Source organism: Citreicoccus inhibens (assembly GCF_019039035.1).
Lineage (GTDB): Bacteria > Myxococcota > Myxococcia > Myxococcales > Myxococcaceae > Citreicoccus > Citreicoccus inhibens.
Map to the genome: position 1 here is coordinate 45,570 of NZ_JAHNZT010000014.1, position 25,321 is coordinate 70,890.

The following is a 25,321-nucleotide window of genomic DNA, read 5'->3' on the forward strand; positions in this document are numbered from 1 at the left end:
GCCCGCCTCAGGGCAGAAGGCCGGACAGGGTTGCACTCCCACCGCTGAGCACCCGCGAGAGGCGACGCTGCCATGTCCGGTCATAACCGTTGGTCGAAGATCAAGCGCCAGAAGGCCGCGATGGGCGCGACCAAGGGCGCGCTCTACTCCAAGGTCATCAAGGAGATCACCGTCTCGGCCCGCCTGGGCGGCGGTGACCCCGCGGGCAATGCGCGCCTGCGCGTCGCCATCGCCGCGGCGCGCGAGGCCAACATGCCCCGCGACTCCATCGAGCGCGCCGTCAAGAAGGGCACCGGTGAGCTGGAGGGCGAGAGCTACGAAGAGGTGACGTACGAGGGCTACGGCCCCGGCGGCGTGGCCCTCATCGTCGAGTGCCTCACCGACAACCGCAACCGCACCGCCAGCGACGTGCGCTCCATCCTCGGCAAGTGGGGCGGCAACCTCGCCACCGAGGGCGCGGTGGGCTGGATGTTCCACAAGAAGGGCGTCATCACGGTGAAGCCCGGACCCAGCGAGGATGCGGTGATGGAGAAGGCGCTGGAGGCGGGCGCCGAGGACGTGCTCGAGCAGGGCGCGGATGGCTTCGAGGTCCGCACCGCGCCCACGGACCTGCACACCGTGGCCGCCAGCCTGGAGGCCGCGGGCATGAGCCTGGGCGAGCAGAAGTGGACCTACGTGCCGCAGAACACCCTCAAGGTGGACGGCGACAACGCGCGCAAGGTGCTGCGGTTGATGGACGCGCTCGAGGACAACGACGACGTGCAGAACGTGCACGCCAACTTCGAGATCGACGAATCCCTGATGGAGTCGCTGTCCCCCTAGCGCGGGCCGCGGAAAGGACACTGGACGTGCGCGTGCTTGGCGTGGACCCTGGCAGCCGCTTCATGGGCTACGGGGTGGTGGAGGACCGGCGGGGCAAGCTGGTGCACGTGGGCCATGGCGTCATCAAGGTGCCCGAGTCCGCGCCCCTGGCTGACCGCCTGCGCGACCTGCACTTCGCGCTGAGCGAGGCCATCGCGCGCTACAAGCCCACGGCCGTGGCGGTGGAAGGCGTCTTCACCTTCCGCAATGCACGCAGCGCGCTGGTGCTGGGACACGCGCGCGGCGTGGCGCTGCTCGCGGCGGCGCAGGCGGGGCTCGCGGTGCATGAGTACCCGCCGGCCCGGGTGAAGAAGTCGGTGGGCGCGGGAGGCGCGGACGGCAAGGACGCGGTGGCGCGCATGGTGCGCACGTTCCTGGACCTGGACGCCTCCACGCTGGAGCGCGCGGACGCCAGCGACGCGCTGGCCGTGGCGCTGTGTCATCTCAACCAGGGCCGGGCCGGCATTCCGTCGGCGGGCCCGTCAGCGGGCCGGGGCAAGCGCAAGGGCGCGGCGTCGTTGCTCGCGGAGCGGCTGGCGCCCGCCTACAAGCGCCCGGAGACGCGATGATTGCCCGGCTGCGTGGCACCGTGGTGGAGAAGGGGCTGGAAGACGCCGTCATCGACGTGAACGGCGTCGGGTATCGGGTGAACCTCTCCACGCTCTCGCTGGGGAAGCTGCCCGCGGATGGCCAGCCCGTGGAGGTGCGCATCCGCACCGTCGTGCGCGAGGACGCCTTCGAGCTGTTCGGCTTCCTCACCGTCGCCGAGGAGGAGGTGTTCCTCCTGCTCAACGGCGTGTCCCGCGTGGGCCCGCGCATGGCCCTGTCCGTCCTCTCCGGCATGGAGGTCGCGGAGCTGGTGACGGCGCTCGCGCACGGAGAAGTGGCCCGGCTGGCCAAGATTCACGGTGTCGGGAAGAAGACAGCCGAGCGACTGGTGCTGGAACTGAAGGACAAGGTGAAGTCCATTCACCTGGAGGCCGTGGCCCGGGGCGCCGCGGCCCCCACTCCCCAGGTCGGCGGTACGAAGTCCGACCTCGTCTCCGCCCTGCTCAACCTGGGCTACAAACCACCCCAAGCGGAGAAGGCCGCCGAGTTGGCCAGTGAACGCTTGGGCCCCGAAGCGACGTTCCAGGCCCTCTTCCGCGAGGCACTCAAGGCGTTGCGCTCAGGCGGTTGAAGTTCGGGACTCCGGGCAGAACCCGCACAAACTTCCATTCCAGTTAAAATGGAAGCGGTTGGAGGTTGGACGGCGCGGGTGTCGAGGTGGACGCACGGTCGGATTGGCACGCAGGCTCTCGGACATGCCAACGGGTCCGAAGCCTGAGGGTTGCTGATGAATTCCGCCGGGGATGTCACTTTGCAGCCCGGACGGTGGAGGGGAGGGCTTCCACCGTGGACAAGGAGTCTCGCGATGATGGCGTGGCGTGGTGTTCATGTCCTCGTTCCGTTGCTGGCGGGCTGTGGGGTGGGATGTGGCCCCATGGGTTGGGATGACGGGCTCCCGGGCGTGGGGGTGGAATCCCAGGAGTTGGACGCGGGGCGCTGTGGGGGCGCGCCGCATCGCGTGGGTGACGCGTCGCCCAATGCGCCGCCGGGGGGCGGCCGGCCGGACCTGCTGGTGTTGGGGGGCGAGCAGCTCTTCTACTCAGCGGATGACGGAGTCCACGGCCGCGAGCTGTGGGCGAGCAATGGCGAGGACACCGGCACGCGCATGCTGCGCGACGTGCGCCCGGGCCCCGCGGGAGGCACGCCTCGATTCCTGAAGCGGGTGGGGCGCCAGGTCTTCTTCGTGGCGGATGACGGCGTGCACGGGCCGGAGCTGTGGAAGAGCGACGGGACGTCTGGCGGCACGGTGCTGGTGAAGGACGTGCGGCCGGGGCCCGCGGGCAGCGCGCCCGACTGGTTCACCGAGCTTCGAGGCAAGCTCTACTTCACCGCGGACGACGGCGTGCATGGCCGCGAGCTGTGGGTGAGCGATGGGACGTCGGCGGGGACGGTGCTCGCGCGGGAGTTCGCGCCGGGGCCCGCGGCGGTCTACTTGGAGGGGCTGGCGGTGTGGAACAACCGGCTGGTGCTGGTGGCGTCCGGCGAGCATGACGTGACGCTCTGGGCCCTGGAGACCTCCGGCGCGGCGCAGGTGCTGTTCCGTGCGCCGGAGACCTCGCTCGTGTTCTCGCTGACGCCGGTGGGCTCGCGGCTGTTCTTCCTGGTGGACCCCGGCGACGGCATCGCGGCGCTGTGGGTCTCCTGGGGCCTGCCCCTGCTCTCGTTCCCCTTGCGGCGCTTCCAGGGGGACTATCCGGCTTCGCTCACGCGCATGGGCGACGCCGTGTACTTCATGGCGGGCGCCGAGGGCTTCTGGGGGGGGCCCGGCGATGGGGCCCACGGCGGCGAGCTGTGGAAGAGCGACGGCACGTGGCTGGGGACGCGCATGGTGAAGGACATCCGGCCGGGCGCGGAGTCGTCCTTGCCCTCGGGGCTCGTGGTGCTGGACGGGAAGCTGTTCTTCTCCGCGGATGACGGCGTGCACGGCCGCGAGCTGTGGAGGAGCGACGGCACGTCCTCGGGCACACGCCTGTGGGCGGACTTGGAGCCGGGCTCCGTGGGCAGCTCGCCCGAGCAGCTGACCGTGGTGGGCGACGCGCTCGTCTTCTCCGCGGACACGCCGCAGCGCGGCCGCGAGGCGTGGCTCTCCGAGGCCCTTCCGTCCACGGCGCGGCGCCTGACGGACATCGCGCCGGGGCCCGCGTCGTCGAACCCGCACGGCTTCGTGGGGCTCGGGGGGAACGTCTACTTCGCGGCCACGGACGGGACGGGGGACGACGCGCTGTGGTCGCTCCCGCTGCGGGCCACGCCTCGGTGTCTGGAGGCGGTGGCGGCCGAGGCGCGCTGAGCGCCTCGCGGCTCAGGCGGCGCGGCGGGCCGCGGGCGTGGGGCGCACGTCTCCCTCGTTCGGTGCGGGCAGCACCACCGAGGGAGCGAGCCCGGGCGCGAGCAGGTGGGAGGTGAGGAGCGAGGACGGATGGAAGTTGATGTACGCGCCCTCGACGGCGGAGGGCCCGGCGAACAGCTTCTCCACCACCATGGACGTGTACTGCTCCAGCGAGTCCTCGCGGGTGTTGCCGTTGAGCACCACCTCCCAGCCGAGCTGCTCGGCGAAGCGGCGCACGCCGGGGATGTGCGACTGGAGCGGCGTGTAGCTCTCCGTGCACACGCCGTTCTCGCTGATGACGAACACCTCGCGCGCGTTGGCCACGGCCAGGGACATGTTCCCCTGGGTGTGGCCGGGCGTGCTGAGGATGGCGGCGCCCTGGCCGAGCCACGCGTCGCCGTCGAGCAGCACCACGCGCTCCTCGGGGACCTCGGCGCCCCCGGGCACGAACCACACCTGCTGCATGGGGTGCAGGTGCTTCACCAGCTCCCACTCGGCGCGCTGCACGAGCAGCTTGGCGCGCGGGAAGAAGCCGGGCTGGCCATCCCCGCCCAGCCAGCCGCGCAGGTCCTGGATGTGGAGGTGGTCGAACGCGAGGTAGTCCACGTCGCCGGGCGTCAGCCCCAGGCGCTCCAGGTGGCTCTGGACGGTGCCGTGGCGGGTGGACATCACCTTGTCGGAGAGGAAGGCGCCGTAGCGCTCGCGCAGCGCGCGGTAGAAGGGCGCCGCGTAGCCCCGCTCGTAGTCGGTGGGGTTGAAGAGGAGGGTGCGCAGCTGTCCCGTCTCCGCCTCGACGAACTGCACCACCTGCATGCGGTTGGTCATCATCACGTACGGCGCGGGAGACATGGCCGCGCCGCTGAAGGCGAAAATCGTGGGGTAGGGGAACGTGATGAGGTCGCACGTGGCCACCGCCGCCACGGGGCCCTCGGCGGTGAAGGCCTCGCGGGCCTGGAGGGTGGCGCGCCGCAGCCGCTGCATGCGCAGTCCGTGGACGCGCTCGGCGCGGGCCTCGGCGAGGAAGGGCAGGGCACGGAAGGACACGGCGCTGGGGCTCATGGTTCGTCTCCCATACTCAAAGCGGGGCACCTGGTGGCCGGCGGTCTCGGGCGATGTCTGGAATATGGCAGAAGCGCCCGGCGCGGGTCTTCCCGGGGAAGCCTCCCGGTCCCCGTCCGGCCAAGCCGCACCGCGGCAGATGTGCAGCGACATGCGCCCCCCATCCTGTATAGGGTCGGCATGGTCATGGCGAGGAAGTCCGACACGCTCTCGGGGGCTAGCCAGCCGGAGGATGCCCGGCTCGATGCCTCCCTGCGCCCGCGCACCTTCGACGAGTACGTGGGGCAGGACGCCGTCACGGAGAAGCTCAAGGTCTACGTGACGGCCGCGCGCGCCCGAGGCGAGGCCCTGGACCACTGCCTGTTCTCTGGGCCCCCGGGCCTGGGCAAGACGTCCCTGGCGCACATCATCGCCAACGAACTGGGCGTGGGCGTGCACGTGACGAGCGGCCCCGCGCTGGAGCGCAAGGGCGACCTGGCCGGACTGCTCACCAACCTCAACGAGCGCGACGTCCTCTTCATCGACGAAATCCACCGGCTCAACGCGGCGGTGGAGGAGTACCTCTATCCGGCGATGGAGGACTTCCGGCTGGACATCACCATCGACACCGGGCCCGCGGCTCGGGCGATGAAGATTGACTTGCCGCCCTTCACGCTCATCGGCGCCACCACGCGCACGGGCCTGCTCACGTCGCCCTTGCGCGACCGGTTCCAGATTCAGGAGCGGCTCGAGTACTACGAGCCCAAGTACCTGGAGCTCATCCTCGACCGCTCGGCGCGCATCCTCGGGGTGCCGTTGGATCGCGCGGCGAGCCAGGAAATCGCCACGCGCTCGCGCGGCACCCCCCGCATCGCCAACCGGCTGTTGCGCCGCCTGCGAGACTTCGCGGAGGTGGAGGGCAATGGCCGCATCACCTACGCGCTCGCGCACGACTCGCTGAGCCGATTGGGCGTGGACGCCAGCGGCCTGGACTCGATGGACCGGAAGATCCTGCTCACCATCCTGGAGAAGTTCGGGGGAGGGCCCGTGGGCGTGGAGACCATCGCGGCCAGCGTGGGCGAGCAGCGCGATACCATCGAGGACGTGTACGAGCCCTTCCTGCTGCAGGAGGGTTTCCTCCAGCGCACGCCACGCGGCCGCACCGCCACGCACCGCGCCTATCAGTACTTCAAGAAGGCGCCGCCCCCCAGCACGCCTCAGGGAAGTCTCTTCTGACCGCCGCAAGCGACCCATGAGCCAAGCCACCGCCCCCGTGTCCGCGGCACCCCACGCTCCCCGGGACTTCTACGGGGACTTGATGCGCACCTCGCAGGCCGCGCGCGCCGGCTTCCTCGCCGAGCGCGAGCGCTGGCTGCGGGGCGTGCCGGTGGAAGGCCGCGAGCAGCTCCTCTTCGAGTTCGAGATGTGGCTGCGGGGCGTGGAGCGCTACCTGAACCTCCACAACGCGGTGGTGGACATGCGCGCCCGTCCGCTCGTCACGCGCGACTTCCACGAGGAACTCGTGGACGTGCGGGACGCCATGGAGCGCGCGGTGCGCGTCGCGCGCCACCTACAGGATCCGGACAGCGACCCGAAGATGGTGTTCCGCAAGTACGTGGAGACCCAGCTCGCGGATGACCGGGTGCGCCGCCTGCTCATCGAGGAGGAGTTGGACCAGGTCACTCCGCCCGAGAGCCTCTTCGTCCTGCGCGAGGCCTTCGACGCGCTGAAGAACCTGTTGGACCACCTGCTGCAATTGCCCGTCATCGGCCTGAGCCTCTTCCAGGACGTGGGCAAGCTGGCGCTGCGCGAGGTGGTCCTCAACCGCTACTTCCGGCCGTTCCGCCCGCTCGAGTTCCGCGTCGAATACGACCGGCTGCGCTCGCTGCGACTGCTGGACTCGTTGGCCACGTTGCCCGAGGACACGCGCCCGCTCTTCACCACCGCGTTCCTGGGCCTGTTCCGCGTGCTGCACTACCTGGCGCACGTGGACGCGGAGGCGCAGCCGCCGTTCCCGCGGCGGATCCGCGTGCTGCTGTCGCTCGTGCGCGGCGAGTGCTCGGCGCTGGCCAACTACCTGCACACGGAGCTGTCGCCGAAGGCGGGCCCCAAGCCGCTCCAGGCCGCGGCGCTGCGGGCCGCGCGCGACCTCGCCAAGGAGACGGACCGCATCGCGCGCGAGGTGCTCGTGGACCTGGACCGCGAGCCCGAGGCGCCGCGCCGCGCCGCCGATGCCTTCATCACCGTGCTGCGCGCGCAGGTGGTGGCGCTCGCCGAGGCCCTCTTCCCGGGCCTTGGGACGGGCGATGACGCCTTCGCGCAGCTCACCAGCGCGCAAGAGGCCGCGCTGAGGTTGCGCAAGGACCTGTGGGTCTACGCGCAGCTGTGCCGCGCGGCCGAGGCGCACTTGCGCGCCGACGATGTCCCCGCCGCCGAACGTGTCTTGGAGGCGCTCCGCTCGTTCCTCGACTACTTCCACGACGGCGGCTACCAGCTGCTGCGCTACGCGGATTACGACGCCTTCGATCGCTTCACCTCGCTGCTGGTGGAGCTGCCCTGGCCGCCAGAGGGCCCCGGCATCCGCAGCCGCCTCGCCGAGGACCTGCGCCGTTTCTCGCAGACGCTCGAGACGACCTTCCACGCGGTCAGCCGGCGCGCGCTTCTGCAGGGCCGGGGGTTTGATCGCCAGGAGGCGGAGGCCTTGCGCGACCGTTTCTTGCCCCCGGCGGCCCGCTAGAGCCGCCCTCCCGGGTTTGCCTCGGGCCCGCCCGTTGCGATAGAGACCCGCCGCTGTTTCACCCAGGACACGCACTCTCCGCGAAGTCGTGTCCTGGGGGCGAGGCGAGGCGGGTCGGGTGATGGATCTCGGACAAGGTTGTCACGGTGGTGCGGATGAATTCCGCATTTCTTGGCGGGGCCCTGCCGGAGAAAGGGCCGGAGGTCCCGGACCGCGGCACCATTTCGCTAGCAGTTCCAAGAGGTTGGCGGACACAAGGACCCGCTCGGGCGCGAGCCGCCTGTCACAGCGGGATGGCATGCTGATTGCTGTTGTGTGCGGCGCGTCAGACCACTGATGAACGGTAGGGCTCCCATCCGGCCTGGAGTCACACCCAGAGAGCGGCAGCAGCGAAGCAGCCACCGAGGCGACACCCACATGTCCCAGTCCTTCCACAGCCAGCGCACTCTCTCTCAGACCGCCACTTGCCAAGGGGTGGGCCTCCACTCGGGCACGCCGGTGACGCTCACCCTGCGCCCCGCGCCGGCGGGCCATGGGATTGTGTTCGTGCGCACGGACCTGCCTCGGCCGGTGTCCATCCCCGCGCTGGCGGAGTACGTGGTGGACACGGCGCTGGCCACCTCGCTGGGCAAGGACGGCGTGCGGGTGGGCACGGTGGAGCACCTGATGTCGGCGCTGGCGGGGCTGGGCATCGACAACGCGCGGGTGGAGCTGGACGGGCCCGAGGTGCCCATCATGGACGGCAGCGCCGCCGTCTTCGCGCAGGTCATCCAGGAGGCGGGGGTTCGCGAGCTGGACGCGCCCCGTGAGTACCTCGTCATCAAGAAGCACGTGGCGGTGGCGGAAGGGGACAAGCAGGCCTCGCTCGCGCCGGCGCGCCGTTTCCGGATCAGCTGCACCATCGACTTCGAGCACCCCGTCATCCAGGGGCAGTCCTTCGACGTGGAGCTGAACGACCGCGGCTTCTCACGAGAGATTTCCCGCGCGCGCACGTTTGGTTTTCTGCGCGACGTGGAGAAGCTCAAGAAGCTGGGCCTGGCGCGCGGCGGCTCGCTGGAGAACGCCATCGTGGTGGACGAGGTGTCCATCCTCAACCCCGAGGGCCTGCGCTTCCCGGACGAGTTCGTCCGCCACAAGATCCTCGACGCGGTGGGCGATGTGTCGCTCTTTGGTCGGCCTGTCATTGGACACATGACGGCCTACAAGACGGGCCATGCGCTCAATCACAAACTCGTGCGCAAGGTCCTGTCCGACCCCAGTGCATATGAGATTGTCACGGTGCGCCGGCCCGAGGTGGAGGGCATGGAGTTGGCGATGCCGGGCCTGTCGGGTGGTCTCGAATTGGAGCCGCTGGTCGCGTAGTTCCATTTGCTTGCCAGCCCTGAGCGCCTCGACTAAGTCCGCGCCTTATGTCCTCTATGCGCCCCACTCGCGTCATTCTGGCCGCCGCACTCCTTGCGGCATCCCTCACCACCGGCTGCAACAAGGAGAAGGCTCCGGCGACCGCGCCGACGCAGGCGGCGACCGCCTCGGCGGGTGAGCTTGCTCCGGACGCCGTCGTCGCCACGTACGGCAACGGCCAGAAGGTCACCTTCGCTGAGCTGAACGATCGCATCAAGGATCCGCTCGCGAACCTCGACAAGCAGAAGTACCAGCTGCGCAAGCGGGGCCTGGAGGGGCTCGTCACGGAGCGCCTGGTGCAGGCCGAGGCGAAGAAGCACAACCAGACGGAGGACCAGTTCCTCAAGTCGGAGATCGACGACAAGATCCCCGCGCCTTCCGATGACAAGGTGAAGGAGGTCTTCGAGGGGGCCAAGGGCCAGCTGCCCCCGGGCGCCACCGTCGACCAGATGAAGCCGCAGATCGTCGAGTACCTCACCGGTCAGCAGAAGCAGGAGCGCGCGCAGGCGCTCTTCGACGAGCTCCGCAAGCAGAACAACGTGCAGTACCAGCTCCCCGAGCCCCCGCGCCCGGCCGCCGAGCGCAAGCAGGTGGCTGCGACCGGCCCGGCCAAGGGCCCGGCGAACGCGCCCGTCACCATCGTGGAGTTCAGCGACTTCCAGTGCCCGTTCTGCAGCCGCGCCATCGCGACGGTGGACGAGGTGACCAAGACGTACGGTGACAAGGTGCACCTGGTGTTCCGCAACTTCCCGCTCGACTTCCACAAGGACGCGCAGAAGGCCGCCGAGGCCGCTCAGTGCGCCAACGACCAGGGCAAGTTCTGGGAGATGCACGACAAGCTCTTCGCCAGCCAGCAGCAGGGCCTGGGCGTGGACAACCTGAAGAAGTACGCCGCCGAGCTGAAGCTGGACACGGCGAAGTTCGACAAGTGCCTGGACTCGGGTGAGAAGGCCGCAGTCGTGAAGGCGGACCAGGCGGACGGCGCGAAGGTCGGCGTCAACGGCACGCCGGCGTTCTTCATCAACGGCATCATGCTCTCGGGCGCGCAGCCCTTCGAGGAGTTCAAGAGCATCATCGACGCCGAGCTGGCGGGCGGTCAGAAGGCCGAGCAGAAGTAGTTTCTTGGAGGCCTCGCGGTGGCGGCGCGACCCAAGGCCCTTCCGAAAGTCAGCGGCGAGTCGGCCTCGCTCGAACTCGAGCGACCGCTCGCCGCTGCTGTTTCTGGCGAGCGTCCCCTCGCGGCGCACTTCCTGGCGCCCGAGGGGCTCGTCCTCTTGCAGGACTCGCCCGCGGTCGCCGGCTTCTTCGCGGGCAGCCTGGGCACGTTGTCCGTGGAGGAAGCCTTCGCCCACGTCCTGTCTGGCATCCGCACGGGGCAGCTCGTGGTGCAGCACGGGGCGGTGCGTCGCTCGGTGTCGTTCCGGGACGGGCAGGTGGTGTTCGCCACCTCCACGGAGCCCTGGGAGCGCCTGGGCACGGTGCTCACGCGCCTGGGGCTGGTGTCCGAGGCGCGGCTCCGCGAGGCGCTCACGCGGGTGACGTCGTCGCGCCGGCTGGGGCAGGTGCTGACGTCCTCGGGCTGGGTGACGGAGGCGAACCTCTACAGCGCGATGACGTACGTGGTGCGCGAGGTGGTGCTCAACCTCTTCGAGATGATGGAGGGCAGCTTCCTCTTCGTGGAGACGCGCGTGCCGGTGGCGGACGCGGTGAAGCTGCCCGAGCGCACGCGCGACCTGGTCCTCGCCGGCATCAAGCGCGCGGAGGAGACGGTCCGTTTGCGCCGGAACCTCCCGGATGAGCTGTGGGTGGTGCCGGGCTCCGAGGGGCCGCTGCCCGGGGACGAGGCCCTCTTCGCGAAGCTGGGCGCGGGCGCCTCGCTGGGCGCGATGCGCGCCGCGTACCCGGGCAGTCAGTACTCGTTCTACACGTGGTTCCAGGAGGGCCTGCGCGGGCGCAACCTGCTCACCCGCGCGCCCGAGCCCGTCACCTCGGCGGGGCCCGAGGTCGAGGGCATGGCGTGGGAGCTGCTCTCCGCCGAGGAGCGCTACAACCTCCTGCTGTCGCTGGTGCACCGCGCGCTGCGCGACGCGGGCAACCCGGTGGATCTGCTGCGCGGCTTCCTGGATGCACCACCTCCGGGGCTGGAGAGCGCCTACGCGGGCGTGGCGCTCGGTCCGGATGGGCGGGTGGACGTGGCGCGGCTTCGCGCGAATGTCTCCAGCGGTGGGGAGGCGGTGGGCCGCGCGCTCGCGTTGGAGGCCCTGGACGCGCTGGTGGCCTACGCCCTGTTCTCCGCGCGCAACGTCTTGCCCGCCGAGGTGGCCGAGCGGCTGGCGAACACCTACCGCACCCTGCAGGGAAGCCCCACGTAGCGTCGCGCACGGGGCCGTGCGCGCGAGCTTCCTGCGCCGGACATCCCCACGCCTTCCCACCCGGCGGGCCCTGGTTGCCCCCTCTCGGTGTGCGCAGCTTGCCCTCCCAACGGCCTGCGGGCGGGGAGCGGCGACATGGGCGCGAAGTGGGTGTTGCGGTGGGGACTGTTGGTGCTGTGCACGGCGTGTGGCGCGACGCGCCAGCCCGTGGTGCGGGCCGACGAGGGCGTGGGCGGCTCGGGCAGCGCAAGCCAGTCCGCCGCGCCTCGTCGCTATGTGGATGAGGACCTCGGCTTCGAGATCATCCGCCCCACCGCCGAGTGGCAGCTCGACGAGATGAACGAGCGCACCCCGGAGGGCCTCTCCATCCCCGTCATCCTGCGCCACCGCTCCTCGGGCGCGCAGGTGGTGCTGCAGGTGGCGCCCGGCGTCGCGACGCCCACCCAGTTCGCCGAGCGGCTGACGGAGGGGCTGCGCCAGCAGCCGGGCTTCACCACCACGGACCCACAGCCCATCTCGCTGTCGGACAACGCGGTGGGCTTCAACTTCCAGGTGGGGGATGGCGTGCGCGGTCGCGTGGCCGTGCGCGAGGGCAACTCGGGCCGCGTCCTCATGCTGCTGGCCACGTGGCCCACGGAGGCGTCGGCGGAGGTGCTGCGCAGCGTGGACGCCCTGTTGGAGGGCGTCCATCCGCTGCCCGAGCCCGACCACGGCTGAGCGCCGTGGCCGGGGTGCTTCAGCTCAGCGCGCGGCGGCCTTGCGGGGGGCCTTCGCGGGCTTCGGCGCGGGGACCTCGTCGTGCGTGTCGGCCGCGCGCTGGCGGACCAGCTCGACCAGGGTTCGCAGGCCCACGCCCGTGGCGCCCTTGCCGAAGTAGCCGCGCTCCTTGGGGCTGGTGGACGGGCCCGCGATATCCAGGTGCACCCACGGCGTGTCGCCGACGAACTCCTTGAGGAAGAGCGCCGCGTTGATGGCGCCGCCCCAGCGCTCGCCCGCGTTCTTCATGTCCGCGACCTCGGAGCGCAGCGCGTCCTTCTGCAGGTCCGAGATGGGCAGGCGCCAGAACTCCTCGCCGGCGTTGCTCGCGGCCTCCAGCACGGACCACATGGCCTCGTCGTCCTCGCCGAACGCGCCGACGATGTAGTTGCCCAGCGCGACGATGCAGGCGCCCGTGAGGGTGGCCAGGTCCACGATGGTGGCGGGCTTGTGCTCGCAGGCCCAGGTGAGGATGTCGCCCAGCACGAGCCGGCCCTCGGCGTCCGTGTTGGTGATCTCCACCGTCTTGCCCGAGCGCGCGGTGAGGATGTCCCCGGGGCGGTACGCCGTGCCGGAGGGCATGTTCTCGCACGCGCCGATGAAGGCATGCACGGGGAAGGGGGGCTTGAGCGCGCCGATGACCTTCATGGCGCCCAGCACCGCGGCCGAGCCCGCCATGTCCGTCTTCATGTCCACCATGGCATCGGCGGGCTTGAGCGACAGGCCACCCGAGTCGAAGGTGATGGCCTTGCCCACCAGCGCCAGCGGCGGACGCTTGGCGTCCTTGGCGTTCTTGGGGATGTAGGCCACGTGGATGAGCTTGGGCTCCTCCACGCTCCCGGCCGTGACGCCCAGGAACATGCCCATCTTCAGCCGCTCGATCTCCTTGCGGCCGCCGATGGTGGCCTTGAGGCCCGCGTCCTTGGCGGCCTCCTGCGCGGCCTGCGCGAGCCGCGTGGGCGTCACCACGTTGGGCGGCTCGTTGACCAGGTCACGCGCCCAGTTGACGGCCTCGGCCACGTTGCGGGCCAGGGTGACGGCGCCATCCAGCGCCTTGTCCTTCTGCACGCCCTCGGGCAGCAGCAGCGCGACGCGCCCCAGCTTGGGCCCGCCCTTGTCCTCCTTCGCGGAGGCCTTGTACTTGTCGAAGCGGTAGGCCCCCAGCTCCAGGCCCTCGACCGTGGCGCGGAGGGCCTCGTCGGCGTGGCTGGTGGTGGGCACCGCGATGGCGAGGCTCGTGACCTTCAGGCGCTGCGCCGTCTTGGCCGCGCGGCCCGCGGCGAGGCGGAGGACCTCGGGGCGGTAGCGCGCGCGGGCACCCAGGCCCAGCAGCAGCACGCGCTCGGCGCCGAGGCGGCCCAGGGTGTGGATGACGAAGGACTGCTCGGCCTTGGCCTTGAAGCCCTCTTGCGCGGCGGCGGCGCGCAGCTTGCCCTCGAAGGCCGCGTCCGCCGCGGCCAGGGGCTCGGGCGCGCTCGGCCCCAGGTCTCCCTCGAACAAGGGGATGACGAGCAGATCTCCGCTCGCGCGCGTGGCGTCGCCAGTGTGGAGACTGAATTGCATGGGCGCTTGAACTCCTGAACGGATGGAAAGGGGATTTCGGAGCCGGCGACTGTAACGCCCAGGTTGTTACGCGCAAAGCGATGGATTTCACTGAGGCATTGCATTGACGCGTCGCGCTGGCTAGCTGTGAGGTCGGGATGCCCACCCTGTTGCTTCATCTGACCGCCATCGAACGGTTGGCCGCCAATCCAGGCAGCCTTCCTCCGGACTGGGTTCGCGCCCTGGCGGAAGACCTTCCCTATGCGCGCTTCGGCGCGGCGCTGCCGGATCTCCCGCTGTGCGCGGGCGTGCGCGGTGGACTCGCGGCGCTGTGGCCCGAGCACCACCTGCCACTGTTCGCGCGGCTGTATCACGAGCGCGCGCCCGTGGGCCTCGGCCTGAAGATGGCGGAGCTCGTGGCGACCGGCGCGCTCGTGGGCACCGAGCCCGGCATGGCGCTGCTCGCGGGCTACTTCACGCACCTGTGCCTGGATCGCCGCCTCCATCCGGAAGTGGATCGGCTGGTGGCGCGTCACCGGCGTCGGCCGGACAGCGCGCTCGATGCGCATCGCCAGGTCGAGTGGGCCCAGACGCTCTTCTACCTGCGCGAGCTGCACGGCATGGAGCTGCTCGGCACGTCGCGGCTGCGCGAGAAGTTCCAGGTGGTGAAGAGCCCCGGCTTCCCGTACCGCGGCATCGGGCGCGGCATCTACGAACTGGTGCGACTGGCCTCTCAGGAGCGCGTGGGGCAGGCGCCGACCAAGGCGGAAGTGGACGGCTGGGTGCGCGGGCTCTACCTGTCCGGCGTCGTGCTCTCCAGCCCGGTGGGCCGCGCGCGGACGCTGCCGGCGTACACGCACCTGTCGTTCCAGGAGCTGTACCGCAACGACAACTTCGACTTCGTGCAGGAGGTAGAGGGTGCGCTGGAGCTCACGCGCACGCTCCTTCGCCGGCTCCACGGCTACATGACGCGCGGGACCTTCACGCCGCGCACGCGCGCACGCTTCCTCGAGGAGTTTCCCGAGGGCACCATCGGCGCGAACGCCGCCTAGTCAGCGCCGCATTCGCCCTGGAGTACGACGCGGGGCACGCGGCGCGAGCAGCCGGCCGGGCGGGCCCCGTTCCGCGACGGGAATGCCGCTATTCGCACGGGGGATCCGCTCCTATCCTCGGTGAGGAATGACGGTGCTTCTGCTCATGGCGGCGGGTGGTCTGGCGGGTGGCTTGGGCGCATTGCTCGGGATTGGGGGCGGCATCGTCCTGGTGCCGGTGTTGGTGCTGGGGTTCGGCATCCCCATGGAGCAGGCGGTCCCCGCGAGCCTGATGTGCGTGGTGGCCAACTCGTGCGCCGCCGCCGCCAGCTACGTGGAGAACAAGCTGAGCGACATCCGCCTGGGCCTCACGTTGGAGCTGGCCACCGTGCTGGGCGCCATCGTGGGCGGGCTCGTCGCGGCCTATGTCGCCGAGGCCACCGTCGCCATCGTCTTCGGCCTCTTCACCCTCTACGTCGCGCTCCAGATGTTGCTCGTTCGCGCGCCTCGGCAGGAGCCGATGACGGCCGCGAACTACGTGCCCTCGAACTATCCGCTGGGCATCTCCGGCTCGTTCGTGGCGGGCGGGCTGTCCGCGCTGCTGGGCGTGGGCGGCGGGCCGCTCAAGGTGCCGCTGATGGCGTATGGCATGCGCGTGCCATTCAAGGTGGCGAGCGCCACCAGCAATTTGATGATTGGCGTGACGGGCGCGGCGAGCGTGGCGGCCTACGCGTGGCGCGGGCACCTGGACCTGACGTTGGTGTCTCCGCTGGTGGTGGGGGTGCTCGGCGGCGCGGTGGTGGGCAGCCGGCTCATGCCGAAGGTTCCCACCGCGGTGCTCAAGAAGCTCTTCGCCGGGGTGCTGCTCGGCGTGGCGGGACAGATGCTGTGGAAGGGAGGGGCGGGATTGTGGCCGAGCGTGTTGAGGTGAGTGGGGGAGAGCCCGAACCCGCCGCCCCGCCTGCGTCCGTGACGGCGGCGGTGGTGACGGCTCCGGGAAGGGGAACGCGCGAGGTGGTGCTCGCGTCCACGGTGGTGATGCCCGCTGAGCTGGTGCCGGAGCCCGACACCGCCCCGGGCGTGCCGGCCCACGAGGCGCCGCTGCCGGTAGGGCGCGCCGTGGCGGGCGAGCGCTGGGTGGCGCGTGTCCTGCGCGCGGGCGCGATCATGAGCGGCGGGATGTTTCTCTTATCGCTGGTGCTGGAGGCGCTGCCTCGCTCCCAGGCCGTGCACGTGGCCATCGACCTGTTGCGCAAGGGGGCCGCGTCCATGTTGCTCGTGACGCCCGTGGCGCGGTTGGCCGTGGCGGGGACGCTCCTGGGCGTGCGAGGGGAGTGGCGCTACGCGGCCATCGCGGCCGGGGTGCTGGGGCTCTTGGCCGTGGCGGTGGGCGCGGGCTTCCAGGCCTGAGGGCGAAGAACTTCGCGCGGCCTCGTGCGTGGAAGGGCGCGCGGATTTCTTCCGCTTCTCTTCCCCACCTCGAGGTGTCTTGTGCGCGCGCTTCGCCCTTTCCTGGCGTGTGTGGCGGTCGTGTTGTCGTCGTTCCCTGCTGCCGCGCAGTACACCTCGGTCGCGGGCGACAACATCCCCGTCGAGCGTGTGCGCGAGCAGGTCCGCCGCGCCGATGGCGTCGTCGAGACCCAGGAGGTCGTGCGCCCGGTCGCACGCGATGACTTCGGCAACGCGCGCGGCAATCAGAACGACCTCGCCATCGACGGCGCGTTCGATGGCCAGACGGTGGCGGTGCTCCAGCTCTACACGGGGGAGGGCTTCGACTTCTCGCTCCCCGAGGCCGCGCTCAAGGAGAAGGGCTTCTCGGTCTCTCGCTGGGTCAATGAACCGCCGAGCCCGGAGGAGCTGAACAAGGCACTCCAGAAGGCCTGCCAGTTGTGGATCCTCTCGGACTCCAGACGACACCTGTCGGACGCGCACCTGAAGGTCATCCGCAAGTTCTTCGACGCGGGCCACGGCATCTACCTCTGGGGCGACAACGCGCCCTACTACGAGGACGCCAACGCGGTGGGCAACGCGCTGTTCGGGGCCTACCTGAGCGGCAACGTCCATGGCGACCAGACCGTGGGGCTTCAGGTCGAGCCCGATGGCCCCGGACTCTTGCGCCGCCACCTGCTCACCACGGGGCTGGAGTTCCTCTACGAGGGCATCACCATCTCCGGCCTCGTGGCGGGCCGGCACTTGAAGCCGCTGCTGTACGGCTCGGCGGGCATCCTCGTGGCGGCCTTCTATGACAAGCGGGGGAAGCGAGCCCTCTTCGACGGCGGCTACACGCGCCTGTTCGTGAAGTGGGATACGGCGGGGACGGCGCGCTACGTGAAGAACGCGGCGGCGTGGCTCGCGAACGCGGAGCGCTTCGGCGACGCGGTGGTGGCCCAGGGGGCGCGCTCGGGGGCCTCGCAGCAGCCCCCGTCGCGGCCCTCGCCCAAGCCGTGAGCGCTACACGCCCTTCGCCGTGAAGTGCGCCAGCACGTTGCGCACCTTGGCCGCCTCGTCGTGGCGTCCCTGCTCCTCGTAGAGGGGCAGCACCGCCTCGAACTGCGCGCGGGCGGCCGGGAAGTCCTGCAGGTAGTAGCAGGACAGCGCCAGGTCCCAACGGGCTCGCGCCTCGTAGGTGTGGTCGTGTGCTTGCGCGTACAGCTCCGTGGCGCGCAGGAGGTGGGGACGGGCGCCGTCGTGGTTGCCCAGGAGTCCCTCGGACTCGCCCAGCAGCAGATGGCCCATCGCGAGCGCGTCCGGATCATCCCCCTGCTCCAGGAGCGGAATGGCCTCCAGGAAGCGCTTGCGAGCCGGCTCGTACTCGGCCTTCTCCATGCGGATGTCGCCGATGTCGAGCAGCAGCCGGGCCATGCGCTCGGTGTTGCGCGACTGGCGGAAGAGGATGAGGGCCTCCTGGTACTTCTCCTCGGCGGCCTCGGGCTGACCCAGGGCGCGCAGCGACTCGCCGATGCAGGCGCGGGCCGTGGCCTCGCCCTCGCGGTCCTTCGCTTCGTTGAAGAGGAGGGCGGCCTGGGCGATCCGCTCGATGGCGCCGCGGTGGTCCTCTTCCTGGGCTCGGGCCACGCCCAGGCCGAAGAGGGCCTGCGCTTGTCCGGGCTTGTTGCCCGCGGAGCGGAACAGCTCGAGCGCCTCGTCGTAGAACTGGCGGCTCTGGGCATGCTCCTCGAGCAGACCGTGCAACTCGGCCAGGCTCACCAGGCCCTGGCCCACCTGGACGGGGGTGCCCGTGAAGCGCAGGGTGGCCAGCGAGTTCTTCTGCTGCTGGATGGCGTCGCGGATGTGGGCGCGTTCGGTGTCGGAGGGGTGCATGGCTAGGCCTCGCCACCCTTGCGGCGCCGGGGCGGCTTGTCCAGCGAATCGTGCTTCTCGGTGCCGTCAGCGCCGTTGCTGTGGGCCGGCTCGTGGTGGGGGACCTTCTCCTTCTCGTGGACGAGCAGCGGGGAGAAGAAGCAGTCCTTCTTCGTGTACTCGTCGAACGCGAAGGCGAAGCGGTAGCTGGCCGCCGCGCGCTGGTTGCAGTCCGTGCGCTCGCAGAACCGGCAGGAGATGCCGCTGGGGATGGCGTCCTTGCGCAGGTCCGTGGTGGGCAGGCCATAGGCCAGGTACTTGGCGTTCTCCGCGTGGGTGCCCAGGCCGATGGAGTACGCGGTGCCCTTCACGATGGAGCCTTCAATCGGCTGCAACTGCACCTTGGCGAAGCAGAAGTACGTGGTGCCGTCCGGCATCATCGAATACTGCCGCGTGAGCTGGGACGGGTTGAGGAAGGCCAGGTGCACGGCCCACTTGGCGCAGCTTCCACCGCCCGACGCGAAGCGGATGCCCGTGCCGCTGTAGCGCTTGGAGATGTTGCCGGCGATGTCCGCGCGCAGGAAGTGGAAGGGCAGGCCCTGGCGCTTTGGATCCGACAGGTTGCAGATGCGGTGGGCGACCGTCTCGTAGGTGGTGCCGAAGATGTTGGAGAGCAGCTCCACGTCGTAGCGCGTGCGCTGCACTTCCTTGAAGAACTCGCCGTAGGGCAGCATCAGCGCGCCGGCGAAGTAGTTGGCCAGGTTCACCTTGATGAGCCGCTGCGTCTCCGCGTGCCGCGTGCGCCCCGCGCCGAGGATGCGCTCCACCAGCTTCTCGCGGTCCATCACCAAGAGGCCCAGCGACGTTCCAATCTGGAACTTCAAGGGCTGCTCGGTCAGGTCGGGGGACAGGGTGAGCGTGCGCTCGTCCAGGTCCAGCCTGCGCACCACCGACGAGCCGCTCGTCGCGCGCTCAATCTGCACGCGGAAGCCGAAGCGCTCCTCCAACATGCGCACCAGCTGGCTGCTGGTGAGCTGCCGCTCCAGCCCGAAGTCGCGGCGCAGGGACTCGGCCTGCTCCTCCAGCTCCGGGAAGTAGTTGCGGTGCTTCTCCAGGAAGTCGCTCACCTCGTCGAAGGGCGAGTAGTCGAAGCGCACGCCCGGGGTGCCGTTGGTGCCCGAGCCGTTCGCGCCCGGCGTGCCCTGGGTGCGCGTGCGCTCCTCGACGTTGAGCTGCGACAGCACGTTCTCCAGCTGCGTGCGTGTGTTCTTGTAGAGGTTGAAGAGGGCGGCCACCGTGCCGGCGAGCTTGGGCTCGGCCGACAGCGACTGGAGCGACTCCGAGTCGATGTCCAGGCTCTTGAGCAGCGGCTCGTCCAGCAGCTTCGCGAGCGCCTCGTCCACGCGGCCTTCGCCCAGCGTGGACATGAACTGCTCGGGGTCTTGGTCGAAGTAGCGCAGCGCCTTCCAGAGCAGCGGGAAGGGCATCACGCGCTTCCCCTTCTCGATGAGGTTCAGGTACGCGGGGGAGACGCCCAGGTCCTTGGCCGCGTCGGCCTGTTTGATGCTGCGCGCGAGCCGCAGGCCCCGGAGCTTCAGGCCCACATTGGCGTTGAGTGCGTTGTCGTTGTGCATGGTGCATTCCCCACCGCCGGCCGGATGAGACGGCGGCGGGCGGGGCTCTGCACCCACTCTGCAAATCGATTTACCGATTTGCAATCAGCGTTTCATGACGCACGGACCCCTGTCGGACGGCGGACGGAGCGGGTGCCCACCGGTCCGGGGTGCGCAAATGAGGCCGTAAGCCCATGTCATCACTCGGCTTTCAGGTGGGGTGGGTGTGGGGCGCGCGAGCCTTGTCACACCTTGTCAAACATTGACTGACGCGGCGCGGCGGAGGGCCGTCACGGGCTGGTAAATGCCGTCGCGCGCTTTTTACAACCTGCTCAGGCGCCGCCGGCCAGGCGGCCTCCATCGATGGTGACCGTGGTGCCGGTGACGAACGCGGCGGCGTCCGACAGCAGCCACGCGACGGTGTGGGCGACCTCATCGGCCTTGCCGATGCGACCCATGGGGACGGCCCTCGCGATGGGGGCGCGGCGCTCCTCGGGGAGGGCCTGGATGCGGTCCGTGAGGATGGGGCCGGGGGCCACGACGTTGATGCGCACGCCGCGCTCCGCGTAGTCGAGCGCGGCGGACTTGGACAGGCCGATGATGGCGTGCTTCGTCGCGCTGTAGCCCGCCATGCCGCGCACGCCCGTGAGCCCCGCGGTGGAGGCCATGTTCACGATGGCGCCGCCGCCCGTCTTCAGCATGGCGTTCACCTCGTGCTTCATGGCCAGGAAGAAGCCGCGCACGTTCACCTGATAGGAGCGATCCAGGTCGTCCACGGACAGGTCCGCCAGCGGGGCCGGCATGTGTCCATCCGCGGCGTTGTTGAACGCGAGGTCCAGCCGGCCGAACCGAGTCAGCGTCCGCGTCACCAACTCCTCCACCGAAGCCGGGTCACTCAAGTCCGTGCGCACGGCCAGGGCAGTCCCGCCCGCGCGGGTGATGTCCTCGGCCAGTCGGCTCAAGGCGGCCTCGTCGCGGGCGGCCACCACCACCGAGGCACCCTGGGCGGCCAGGGCCTTCGCGGTGGCCGCGCCGATGCCGCGGCTGGCGCCAATGAGCACCGCGACCTTGCCGGACAGCGCGAGCGCAGAGGGATTCGTCGTCGTCATGAATGGCTCCTGGAGGGGCGCGCGGTGGAGCCCGCGCGCCATGGCCTCAGGATGGGCAGATGCTTGAAGCCATTCAAGCAATTGGCTGATGAAGTAATGTGAAGACGCGGGGACGGACGGGCCTGGGCTCTGGCAGGCTGGAGCGATGGCAGGCAACACGACGACGGGGAGGGCCGCGCTGGCGTCCGAGGTCTGGCGCCACGTCTTCGACTTCTTCATGCACACGCGTCCGCGGCGCGACGCGGTGCTGCGCGACCTGGGGCTCACGCCGAACGACGCGCGCGCGCTCAGCGGCCTGGACGTGGCGCGAGGTCGCTCGATGCGGCAGCTGGCGGAGGGCTGGGACTGCGACGCCTCCAACGTGACGTGGATGGTGGGGCGTCTGGAGAAGCGCGGGCTGGCGCGGCGCCAGACGGACCCCGAGGACAGGCGGGCTCGCTCGGTGGTGCTGACCGCGCGAGGTGCGCGCGTGCGCCGGCAGCTCGAAGAGGGGATGCATGCGCCCCCCGCCGAGCTGTCCCACTTGGGGATGGACGAACTCGAACACCTGCGCGGTGTGTTCGAGCGGCTGGCGGCGGAGGCCGCGAAGACGGCCGAGGCTACGTCGCGCGGCGGAAGATGAGCGATACGTTCGTCCCGCCGAAGCCGAACGAGTTGCTCATCACCGCATCCACCTGCTGAGCGCGCGCCACGTGGGGCACGCAGTCCAGGGTGATGCGCGGGTCCTTCCGCTCCAGGTTGATGGTGGGCGGGAGGACGCCGCGGGTGAGGGCGAGGATGCTGATGACGGCCTCGGCCGCGCCCGCCGCGCCGTTCATGTGGCCCGTCATGGACTTGGTGGATGACACCGCCAGGGTGCGCGCGGCGTCTCCGAAGACGCGCTCCACGCCCTGCATCTCCAGCAGGTCGCCGATGTCCGTCGAGGTGCCGTGCGCGTTGAGGTACCCGATGTCCGCGGGCTTCAGGCTCGCATCGGCCAGGGCCGCGCGCATGGCCCGCTGGGCGCCCTCATGTTCCGGCGCGGGGGCCGTCACGTGGTGCGCGTCCGAGCTGGCGCCGTAGCCCGCCAGCTCCGCGAGGATGCGCGCGCCTCGTGAGCGCGCGTGCTCGTACTCCTCCAGCACCACGATGCCCGCGCCTTCGGCGAGGACGAAGCCGTCGCGGTCTACGTCGAAGGGGCGGCTGGCCGCTTGCGGCGCGTCGTTGCGCGTGGACAGCGCCTTCATCGCCGCGAAGCCACCCACCCCGAGCAGGGAGATAGGGGCCTCGGCGCCGCCGGCCACCGCCGCATCGAAGTCACCGCGCTCGATGCCTCGCGCGGCCTCGCCCAACGCGTGGGCGCTGGTGGAGCACGCGGAGTTCGGCGACCAGGAGGGGCCCTTGATGCCGTGGCGCATCGTCACGTAGCCGGGCGCCATGTTGATGATCATCTGGAGGATGAAGAACGGGCTGATGCGGTCCGGTCCCTTCTCCATCGCGCGGCGGTACGTCTCCTCCAGGCTGGAGATGCCGCCAATGCCCGAGCCGATGATGACCGCCACGCGCTCCGCGTTGGCCGGGGTGATGGTCAGCCCCGAGTCCGCCAGCGCCATGTCCGCCGCCACCACCGCGAATTGGCTGAAGCGGTCCATGCGGCGCAGCTCGCGCTTGTCGATGAAGTCCTCGGGGCGGAAGTCTCGGACCTCTCCCGCGAAGCGGCAGTCGAGCCGGCTCGCGTCGAACAGGGTGATGGGGCCCACCCCGCTGCGCCCGTTCACCAGCGCGTCCCAGCTCTTCTCCACCCCCGTGCCACAGGGACTGATGAGTCCCAGCCCCGTCACCACGACCCGTCGTCGCATTGCTCACTCCCTCGCGGCATGTCCGCGCCAGCCACCGGCCCGGCTCGCTGCCTCTCAGCTCGGCATGTCGCGGCCAGATACTATGATGATCATCATTCAATGAGGGAAGCAGGTTTCTACGAACGATCCGTCGCTTGCTCGGAAAGGAGGGGCTCGGAGGAGGGCCTGGGCTGGACAGCCGCGTCGGCGAATGCAAAATGGGATGATATTCATCATTCCATTCGTGGAGGGGCACCGATGAGCGACGACGTGGGAGCGGCTCGTACGAGGACCGTGACGTGGCGGGACACCCGCGAGGGGGTGCGCGCGGCGAAGACGCTGTCGGGCCTGGAGTACCTGCGGGCCATCGCGCGCGGGGAGCTGCCGCCCGCGCCCATCGCGGTGGTGTTGGGCTTCGAGCTGAAGGAGGTGGCGGAGGGGCGGGTGGTGTTCGAGGTGGCGCCCGGAGAGCATCAGTACAACCCCATCGGGACCGTGCACGGTGGACTGGCGGCCACGGTGCTGGACTCGGCGATGGGGTGCTCGGTGCACACCTTGCTTCCCGTGGGCACGGCCTACACGACGCTGGAGCTGCACGTGAACTACGTGCGCCCCATCTTGTGGGACTCGGGCCCGCTCCTCTGCACGGGCGAGGTGCTCCACCTGGGCGGGCGAGTGGCCACGGCGCAGGGGCGACTGACGGATGCCTCGGGGAAGTTGTATGCCCACGGCACCACCACATGCATGCTGTTGCGCCCTCCCAGTCCCGGAGGACGCGAGTAGGAGGACGGATGCGGTACGGACCCGAGCACAAGCAGGCCACCCACGCGCGCATCCTGGCCGCGGCGGAGTCGCTCTTCCGCACCGCGGGCTTCACCGGCGCCAGCGTCGAGCGGGTGATGCGGGCCGCGGGCATGACGGTGGGCGGCTTCTACGCGCACTTCGCCTCCAAGGAAGCGCTGCTCGCCGAGGCCATTGGCGAGTTCATGCGCAAGACGGAGCCCCGGTGGGTGGGGGGCCTGGAGGACCTGCGGGGCACCGAGTGGGTGGCGCACTTCGCGCGCCGCTACCTGTCTCGGCAGAACCGGGACAACTTGGAGACGGGCTGCATCGTGCCGTCGCTCCTGTCGGACCTGACGCGGGGGCCGCCCGAGGCGCAGGCCGCGTTCGCGCAGGGGTTGGAGTCGCTCGTGGCGGAGGCGACCCGTCACGTGCCGGGAGGGGAGGGCGTGACGGCGCGGCAGCGCGCCCTGGCCACCCTGGCGCTGTGCTTCGGGGCGATGACGCTGGCGCGGGCCACGTCCTCGCAGGCGCTGTCGGACGAGGTGCTCCAGGCGGCGCGGGCCTTTCTGGTGGCGGAAGACAAGGACCCGGCAGAGCGGGCCGCGCGCGCCGTCAAGAACAGGGCGCGCTGACCTCGGGGGGCTCCGGGGGGTGTCGCCCACGGATCAGCTCGCGGGCGGGAAGTGTTGGCCACGATCCAAGACGGGCGCGGGGGCTGTTTGCGAAGCACGTCGGTCCGGTCAACCTGTTGCTCCCTTCCTGCACAGGAGAAAGTCCCGTGGCCGATCTCCGTCCCTTCCGTGGTGTCCGCCCTCCGAAGGCCGTGGTGCAGCAGCTGGTGGTGCCCTCGTCCGACAGCATCTCGCTGGAGGAAGCGCGCGCGGACGTGCGAGGGAACCCACGCAGCTTCTTTCGCATCTGCCGACCCGAGGCGGACCTGGCTCCCGAGGCGCCTCGCACCGTGGCGAAGCTGGCGACGCTCGGGCGCCACAACCTGGAGTCCTTCCTGGCCGAGGGCTGGCTGCGCCAGGACGAGGCCGCCCACTTCTACGTGTACCGGCAGCGCATGGGAGACCACGTGCAGGTGGGGCTGCTCGCCTCGGTGAGCGTGGCCGAGTACGACGCGGGCCTCATCAAGCCGCACGGCCCCACGCGTCCGGACACCGAGGCGGTGCGCACGCGCCACGTGGACGCGCTCGGCGGCAATGACGAGCCCGTGGTGCTGGTGTACCGGGCCCGAGACGCGCTGGACGCGCTCGTCTCCGAGGCGATGCGGGGGCCTTCCGAATACGACTTCACCACCGAGGACGGCATCCGCCACTCCTTCTGGTGCGCGCGCCCGGAGCTGGGGGTGCCGCTCACGGATGCGTTCCGCGCCGTGCCCTCGCTGTATCTGGTGGAGGGGCACCACCGCGCGGCGGCGGCCTCGCGGGTGAATGCGCTGCGGGAGGCGCGCCGCGAGGGCCGCGGGCACTGCCGCTTCATGGCGATGGTGTTCCCCCACGACCAGGTTCGCGTCCTGGAATACAACCGCGTGGTGAAGGACCTGCACGGCATGAGTCCGGGCGTGTTCCTCGAACGGCTCTCGGAGCGCTTCGAGGTGAAGCGCGGCGCCCGGCCTCGGCCGGATCAGGAGCACCGCTTCGGCATGTATCTGGAGGGAACGTGGTACCAGCTCACCGCGAAGCCGGGCACGTTCGAGCGGACGCCGCTCGGCCTCCTGGACGTCACCCTGCTCCAGCAGAACGTGCTCGCGTCCCTCTTGTGGGTGGGCGGGGCCCACGCGGAGGGCCGCGTCGAGGCGGTGCCGGGGAGCCTGGGGACCAGCGAGTTGGAGGCGCGGGTGGACTCCGGTCAGTTCCGCGTCGCCTTCGCGCTGTTCCCCGCCAGCATCGAGCAGGTGCTGTCCGTGGCGGATGCGGGAGAGGCCATGCCGGCGAACTCCGTATGGCTGGAACCGCGACTGCGCAGTGGGCTGGTGACGCACGTGTTCAGCTGAGTCTCGTGCCCGCGCGGGGGACGCGAT

Annotated in this window: 24 protein-coding genes; 18 read left to right on the forward strand and 6 right to left on the reverse strand. The window is 70.3% G+C overall.

Annotated features, from left to right (window positions below):
* The first annotated feature begins 72 nt into the window (after positions 1-72).
* From KRR26_RS18305 to KRR26_RS18320, 4 genes are all read left to right on the forward strand, one after another.
* A complete protein-coding gene (locus KRR26_RS18305; protein ID WP_120208488.1) occupies positions 73-822 on the forward strand; it encodes a YebC/PmpR family DNA-binding transcriptional regulator in 750 nt (249 codons plus the stop codon).
* Between the two features lie 26 nt (positions 823-848).
* Entirely contained in the window at positions 849-1,430 is a 582-nt protein-coding gene (gene ruvC / locus KRR26_RS18310; RefSeq protein WP_217080416.1) for a crossover junction endodeoxyribonuclease RuvC, read from the forward strand.
* Complete coding sequence (ruvA, locus tag KRR26_RS18315; protein WP_217080417.1) at positions 1,427-2,041, forward strand: Holliday junction branch migration protein RuvA; 615 nt, start codon at positions 1,427-1,429, stop codon at positions 2,039-2,041. The genes ruvC and ruvA overlap by 4 nt, the downstream gene beginning before the upstream one ends.
* Before the next feature lie 234 nt (positions 2,042-2,275).
* Entirely contained in the window at positions 2,276-3,757 is a 1,482-nt protein-coding gene (locus KRR26_RS18320; protein WP_158611534.1) for an ELWxxDGT repeat protein, read from the forward strand.
* Positions 3,758-3,769: 12 nt separating this feature from the next.
* Here KRR26_RS18320 and KRR26_RS18325 read toward each other — a convergent pair whose 3' ends face one another.
* A complete protein-coding gene (locus tag KRR26_RS18325) occupies positions 3,770-4,855 on the reverse strand; it encodes an MBL fold metallo-hydrolase (protein WP_120208495.1) in 1,086 nt (361 codons plus the stop codon).
* 180 nt (positions 4,856-5,035) lie between these two features.
* Here KRR26_RS18325 and ruvB point away from each other — a divergent pair, with 180 nt between their 5' ends.
* The 6 genes from ruvB to KRR26_RS18355 all read left to right on the forward strand — a co-directional run bounded on the left by ruvB (position 5,036) and on the right by KRR26_RS18355 (position 12,061).
* Entirely contained in the window at positions 5,036-6,070 is a 1,035-nt protein-coding gene (ruvB, locus tag KRR26_RS18330) for a Holliday junction branch migration DNA helicase RuvB (protein WP_217080418.1), read from the forward strand.
* A 16-nt stretch (positions 6,071-6,086) separates the two neighbouring features.
* On the forward strand, positions 6,087-7,571 hold the full coding sequence (locus KRR26_RS18335; RefSeq protein ID WP_120208498.1) for a hypothetical protein: 1,485 nt from the start codon (positions 6,087-6,089) through the stop codon (positions 7,569-7,571).
* Positions 7,572-7,988: 417 nt separating this feature from the next.
* Entirely contained in the window at positions 7,989-8,933 is a 945-nt protein-coding gene (gene lpxC, locus KRR26_RS18340) for a UDP-3-O-acyl-N-acetylglucosamine deacetylase (RefSeq protein ID WP_120208500.1), read from the forward strand.
* A gap of 56 nt (positions 8,934-8,989) precedes the next feature.
* Positions 8,990-10,090, forward strand: coding sequence for a thioredoxin domain-containing protein (locus tag KRR26_RS18345; protein ID WP_217080419.1), 1,101 nt, complete (start codon positions 8,990-8,992; stop codon positions 10,088-10,090).
* Between the two features lie 18 nt (positions 10,091-10,108).
* Positions 10,109-11,344 carry a DUF4388 domain-containing protein gene (locus KRR26_RS18350; protein ID WP_217080420.1) on the forward strand — a complete coding sequence of 412 codons (1,236 nt, stop codon included), beginning with the start codon at positions 10,109-10,111 and terminating at the stop codon, positions 11,342-11,344.
* 135 nt (positions 11,345-11,479) lie between these two features.
* Entirely contained in the window at positions 11,480-12,061 is a 582-nt protein-coding gene (locus tag KRR26_RS18355) for a hypothetical protein (RefSeq protein ID WP_120208505.1), read from the forward strand.
* A gap of 24 nt (positions 12,062-12,085) precedes the next feature.
* Here KRR26_RS18355 and KRR26_RS18360 read toward each other — a convergent pair whose 3' ends face one another.
* Positions 12,086-13,663: a leucyl aminopeptidase gene (locus KRR26_RS18360; RefSeq protein WP_217080421.1), complete on the reverse strand. Its 1,578-nt coding sequence runs from the start codon at positions 13,661-13,663 to the stop codon at positions 12,086-12,088.
* A 137-nt stretch (positions 13,664-13,800) separates the two neighbouring features.
* On the opposite strand from KRR26_RS18360, the gene KRR26_RS18365 reads away from it, so the two are divergent.
* The 4 genes from KRR26_RS18365 to KRR26_RS18380 all read left to right on the forward strand — a co-directional run bounded on the left by KRR26_RS18365 (position 13,801) and on the right by KRR26_RS18380 (position 17,121).
* Positions 13,801-14,694 carry a zinc dependent phospholipase C family protein gene (locus tag KRR26_RS18365; protein WP_120208509.1) on the forward strand — a complete coding sequence of 298 codons (894 nt, stop codon included), beginning with the start codon at positions 13,801-13,803 and terminating at the stop codon, positions 14,692-14,694.
* Between the two features lie 127 nt (positions 14,695-14,821).
* Positions 14,822-15,604 carry a sulfite exporter TauE/SafE family protein gene (locus KRR26_RS18370; protein ID WP_120208511.1) on the forward strand — a complete coding sequence of 261 codons (783 nt, stop codon included), beginning with the start codon at positions 14,822-14,824 and terminating at the stop codon, positions 15,602-15,604.
* Positions 15,605-15,711: 107 nt separating this feature from the next.
* Complete coding sequence (locus KRR26_RS18375; RefSeq protein WP_120208650.1) at positions 15,712-16,083, forward strand: hypothetical protein; 372 nt, start codon at positions 15,712-15,714, stop codon at positions 16,081-16,083.
* A gap of 81 nt (positions 16,084-16,164) precedes the next feature.
* Positions 16,165-17,121 carry a hypothetical protein gene (locus KRR26_RS18380; protein ID WP_199723857.1) on the forward strand — a complete coding sequence of 319 codons (957 nt, stop codon included), beginning with the start codon at positions 16,165-16,167 and terminating at the stop codon, positions 17,119-17,121.
* A 3-nt stretch (positions 17,122-17,124) separates the two neighbouring features.
* Here KRR26_RS18380 and KRR26_RS18385 read toward each other — a convergent pair whose 3' ends face one another.
* From KRR26_RS18385 to KRR26_RS18395, 3 genes are all read right to left on the reverse strand, one after another.
* The gene (locus KRR26_RS18385) at positions 17,125-17,994 is read right to left on the reverse strand and encodes a tetratricopeptide repeat protein (protein ID WP_120208513.1); all 870 of its coding nucleotides are present in this window, start codon (positions 17,992-17,994) and stop codon (positions 17,125-17,127) included.
* Between the two features lie 2 nt (positions 17,995-17,996).
* Positions 17,997-19,607, reverse strand: a complete 1,611-nt coding sequence (locus KRR26_RS18390; RefSeq protein WP_120208515.1) for a helix-turn-helix domain-containing protein — start codon at positions 19,605-19,607, stop codon at positions 17,997-17,999.
* 311 nt (positions 19,608-19,918) lie between these two features.
* A complete protein-coding gene (locus KRR26_RS18395; RefSeq protein ID WP_217080422.1) occupies positions 19,919-20,695 on the reverse strand; it encodes an SDR family NAD(P)-dependent oxidoreductase in 777 nt (258 codons plus the stop codon).
* A gap of 145 nt (positions 20,696-20,840) precedes the next feature.
* Between KRR26_RS18395 and KRR26_RS18400 the strand changes: the two genes are divergently transcribed.
* The gene (locus tag KRR26_RS18400; RefSeq protein ID WP_217080423.1) at positions 20,841-21,317 is read left to right on the forward strand and encodes a MarR family winged helix-turn-helix transcriptional regulator; all 477 of its coding nucleotides are present in this window, start codon (positions 20,841-20,843) and stop codon (positions 21,315-21,317) included.
* On the opposite strand, the gene fabF is transcribed toward KRR26_RS18400, so the two are convergent.
* The gene (fabF, locus tag KRR26_RS18405) at positions 21,295-22,533 is read right to left on the reverse strand and encodes a beta-ketoacyl-ACP synthase II (RefSeq protein ID WP_217080424.1); all 1,239 of its coding nucleotides are present in this window, start codon (positions 22,531-22,533) and stop codon (positions 21,295-21,297) included. The genes KRR26_RS18400 and fabF overlap by 23 nt on opposite strands.
* 237 nt (positions 22,534-22,770) lie before the next feature.
* Between fabF and KRR26_RS18410 the strand changes: the two genes are divergently transcribed.
* From KRR26_RS18410 to KRR26_RS18420, 3 genes are all read left to right on the forward strand, one after another.
* On the forward strand, positions 22,771-23,295 hold the full coding sequence (locus KRR26_RS18410; protein ID WP_120208520.1) for a PaaI family thioesterase: 525 nt from the start codon (positions 22,771-22,773) through the stop codon (positions 23,293-23,295).
* 8 nt (positions 23,296-23,303) lie between these two features.
* On the forward strand, positions 23,304-23,927 hold the full coding sequence (locus KRR26_RS18415; RefSeq protein ID WP_120208522.1) for a TetR/AcrR family transcriptional regulator: 624 nt from the start codon (positions 23,304-23,306) through the stop codon (positions 23,925-23,927).
* Between the two features lie 146 nt (positions 23,928-24,073).
* Positions 24,074-25,294 (forward strand): DUF1015 domain-containing protein, encoded by a 1,221-nt coding sequence (locus KRR26_RS18420; RefSeq protein ID WP_158611535.1) that lies wholly within the window; start codon positions 24,074-24,076, stop codon positions 25,292-25,294.
* The last annotated feature ends 27 nt before the right edge of the window (positions 25,295-25,321 follow it).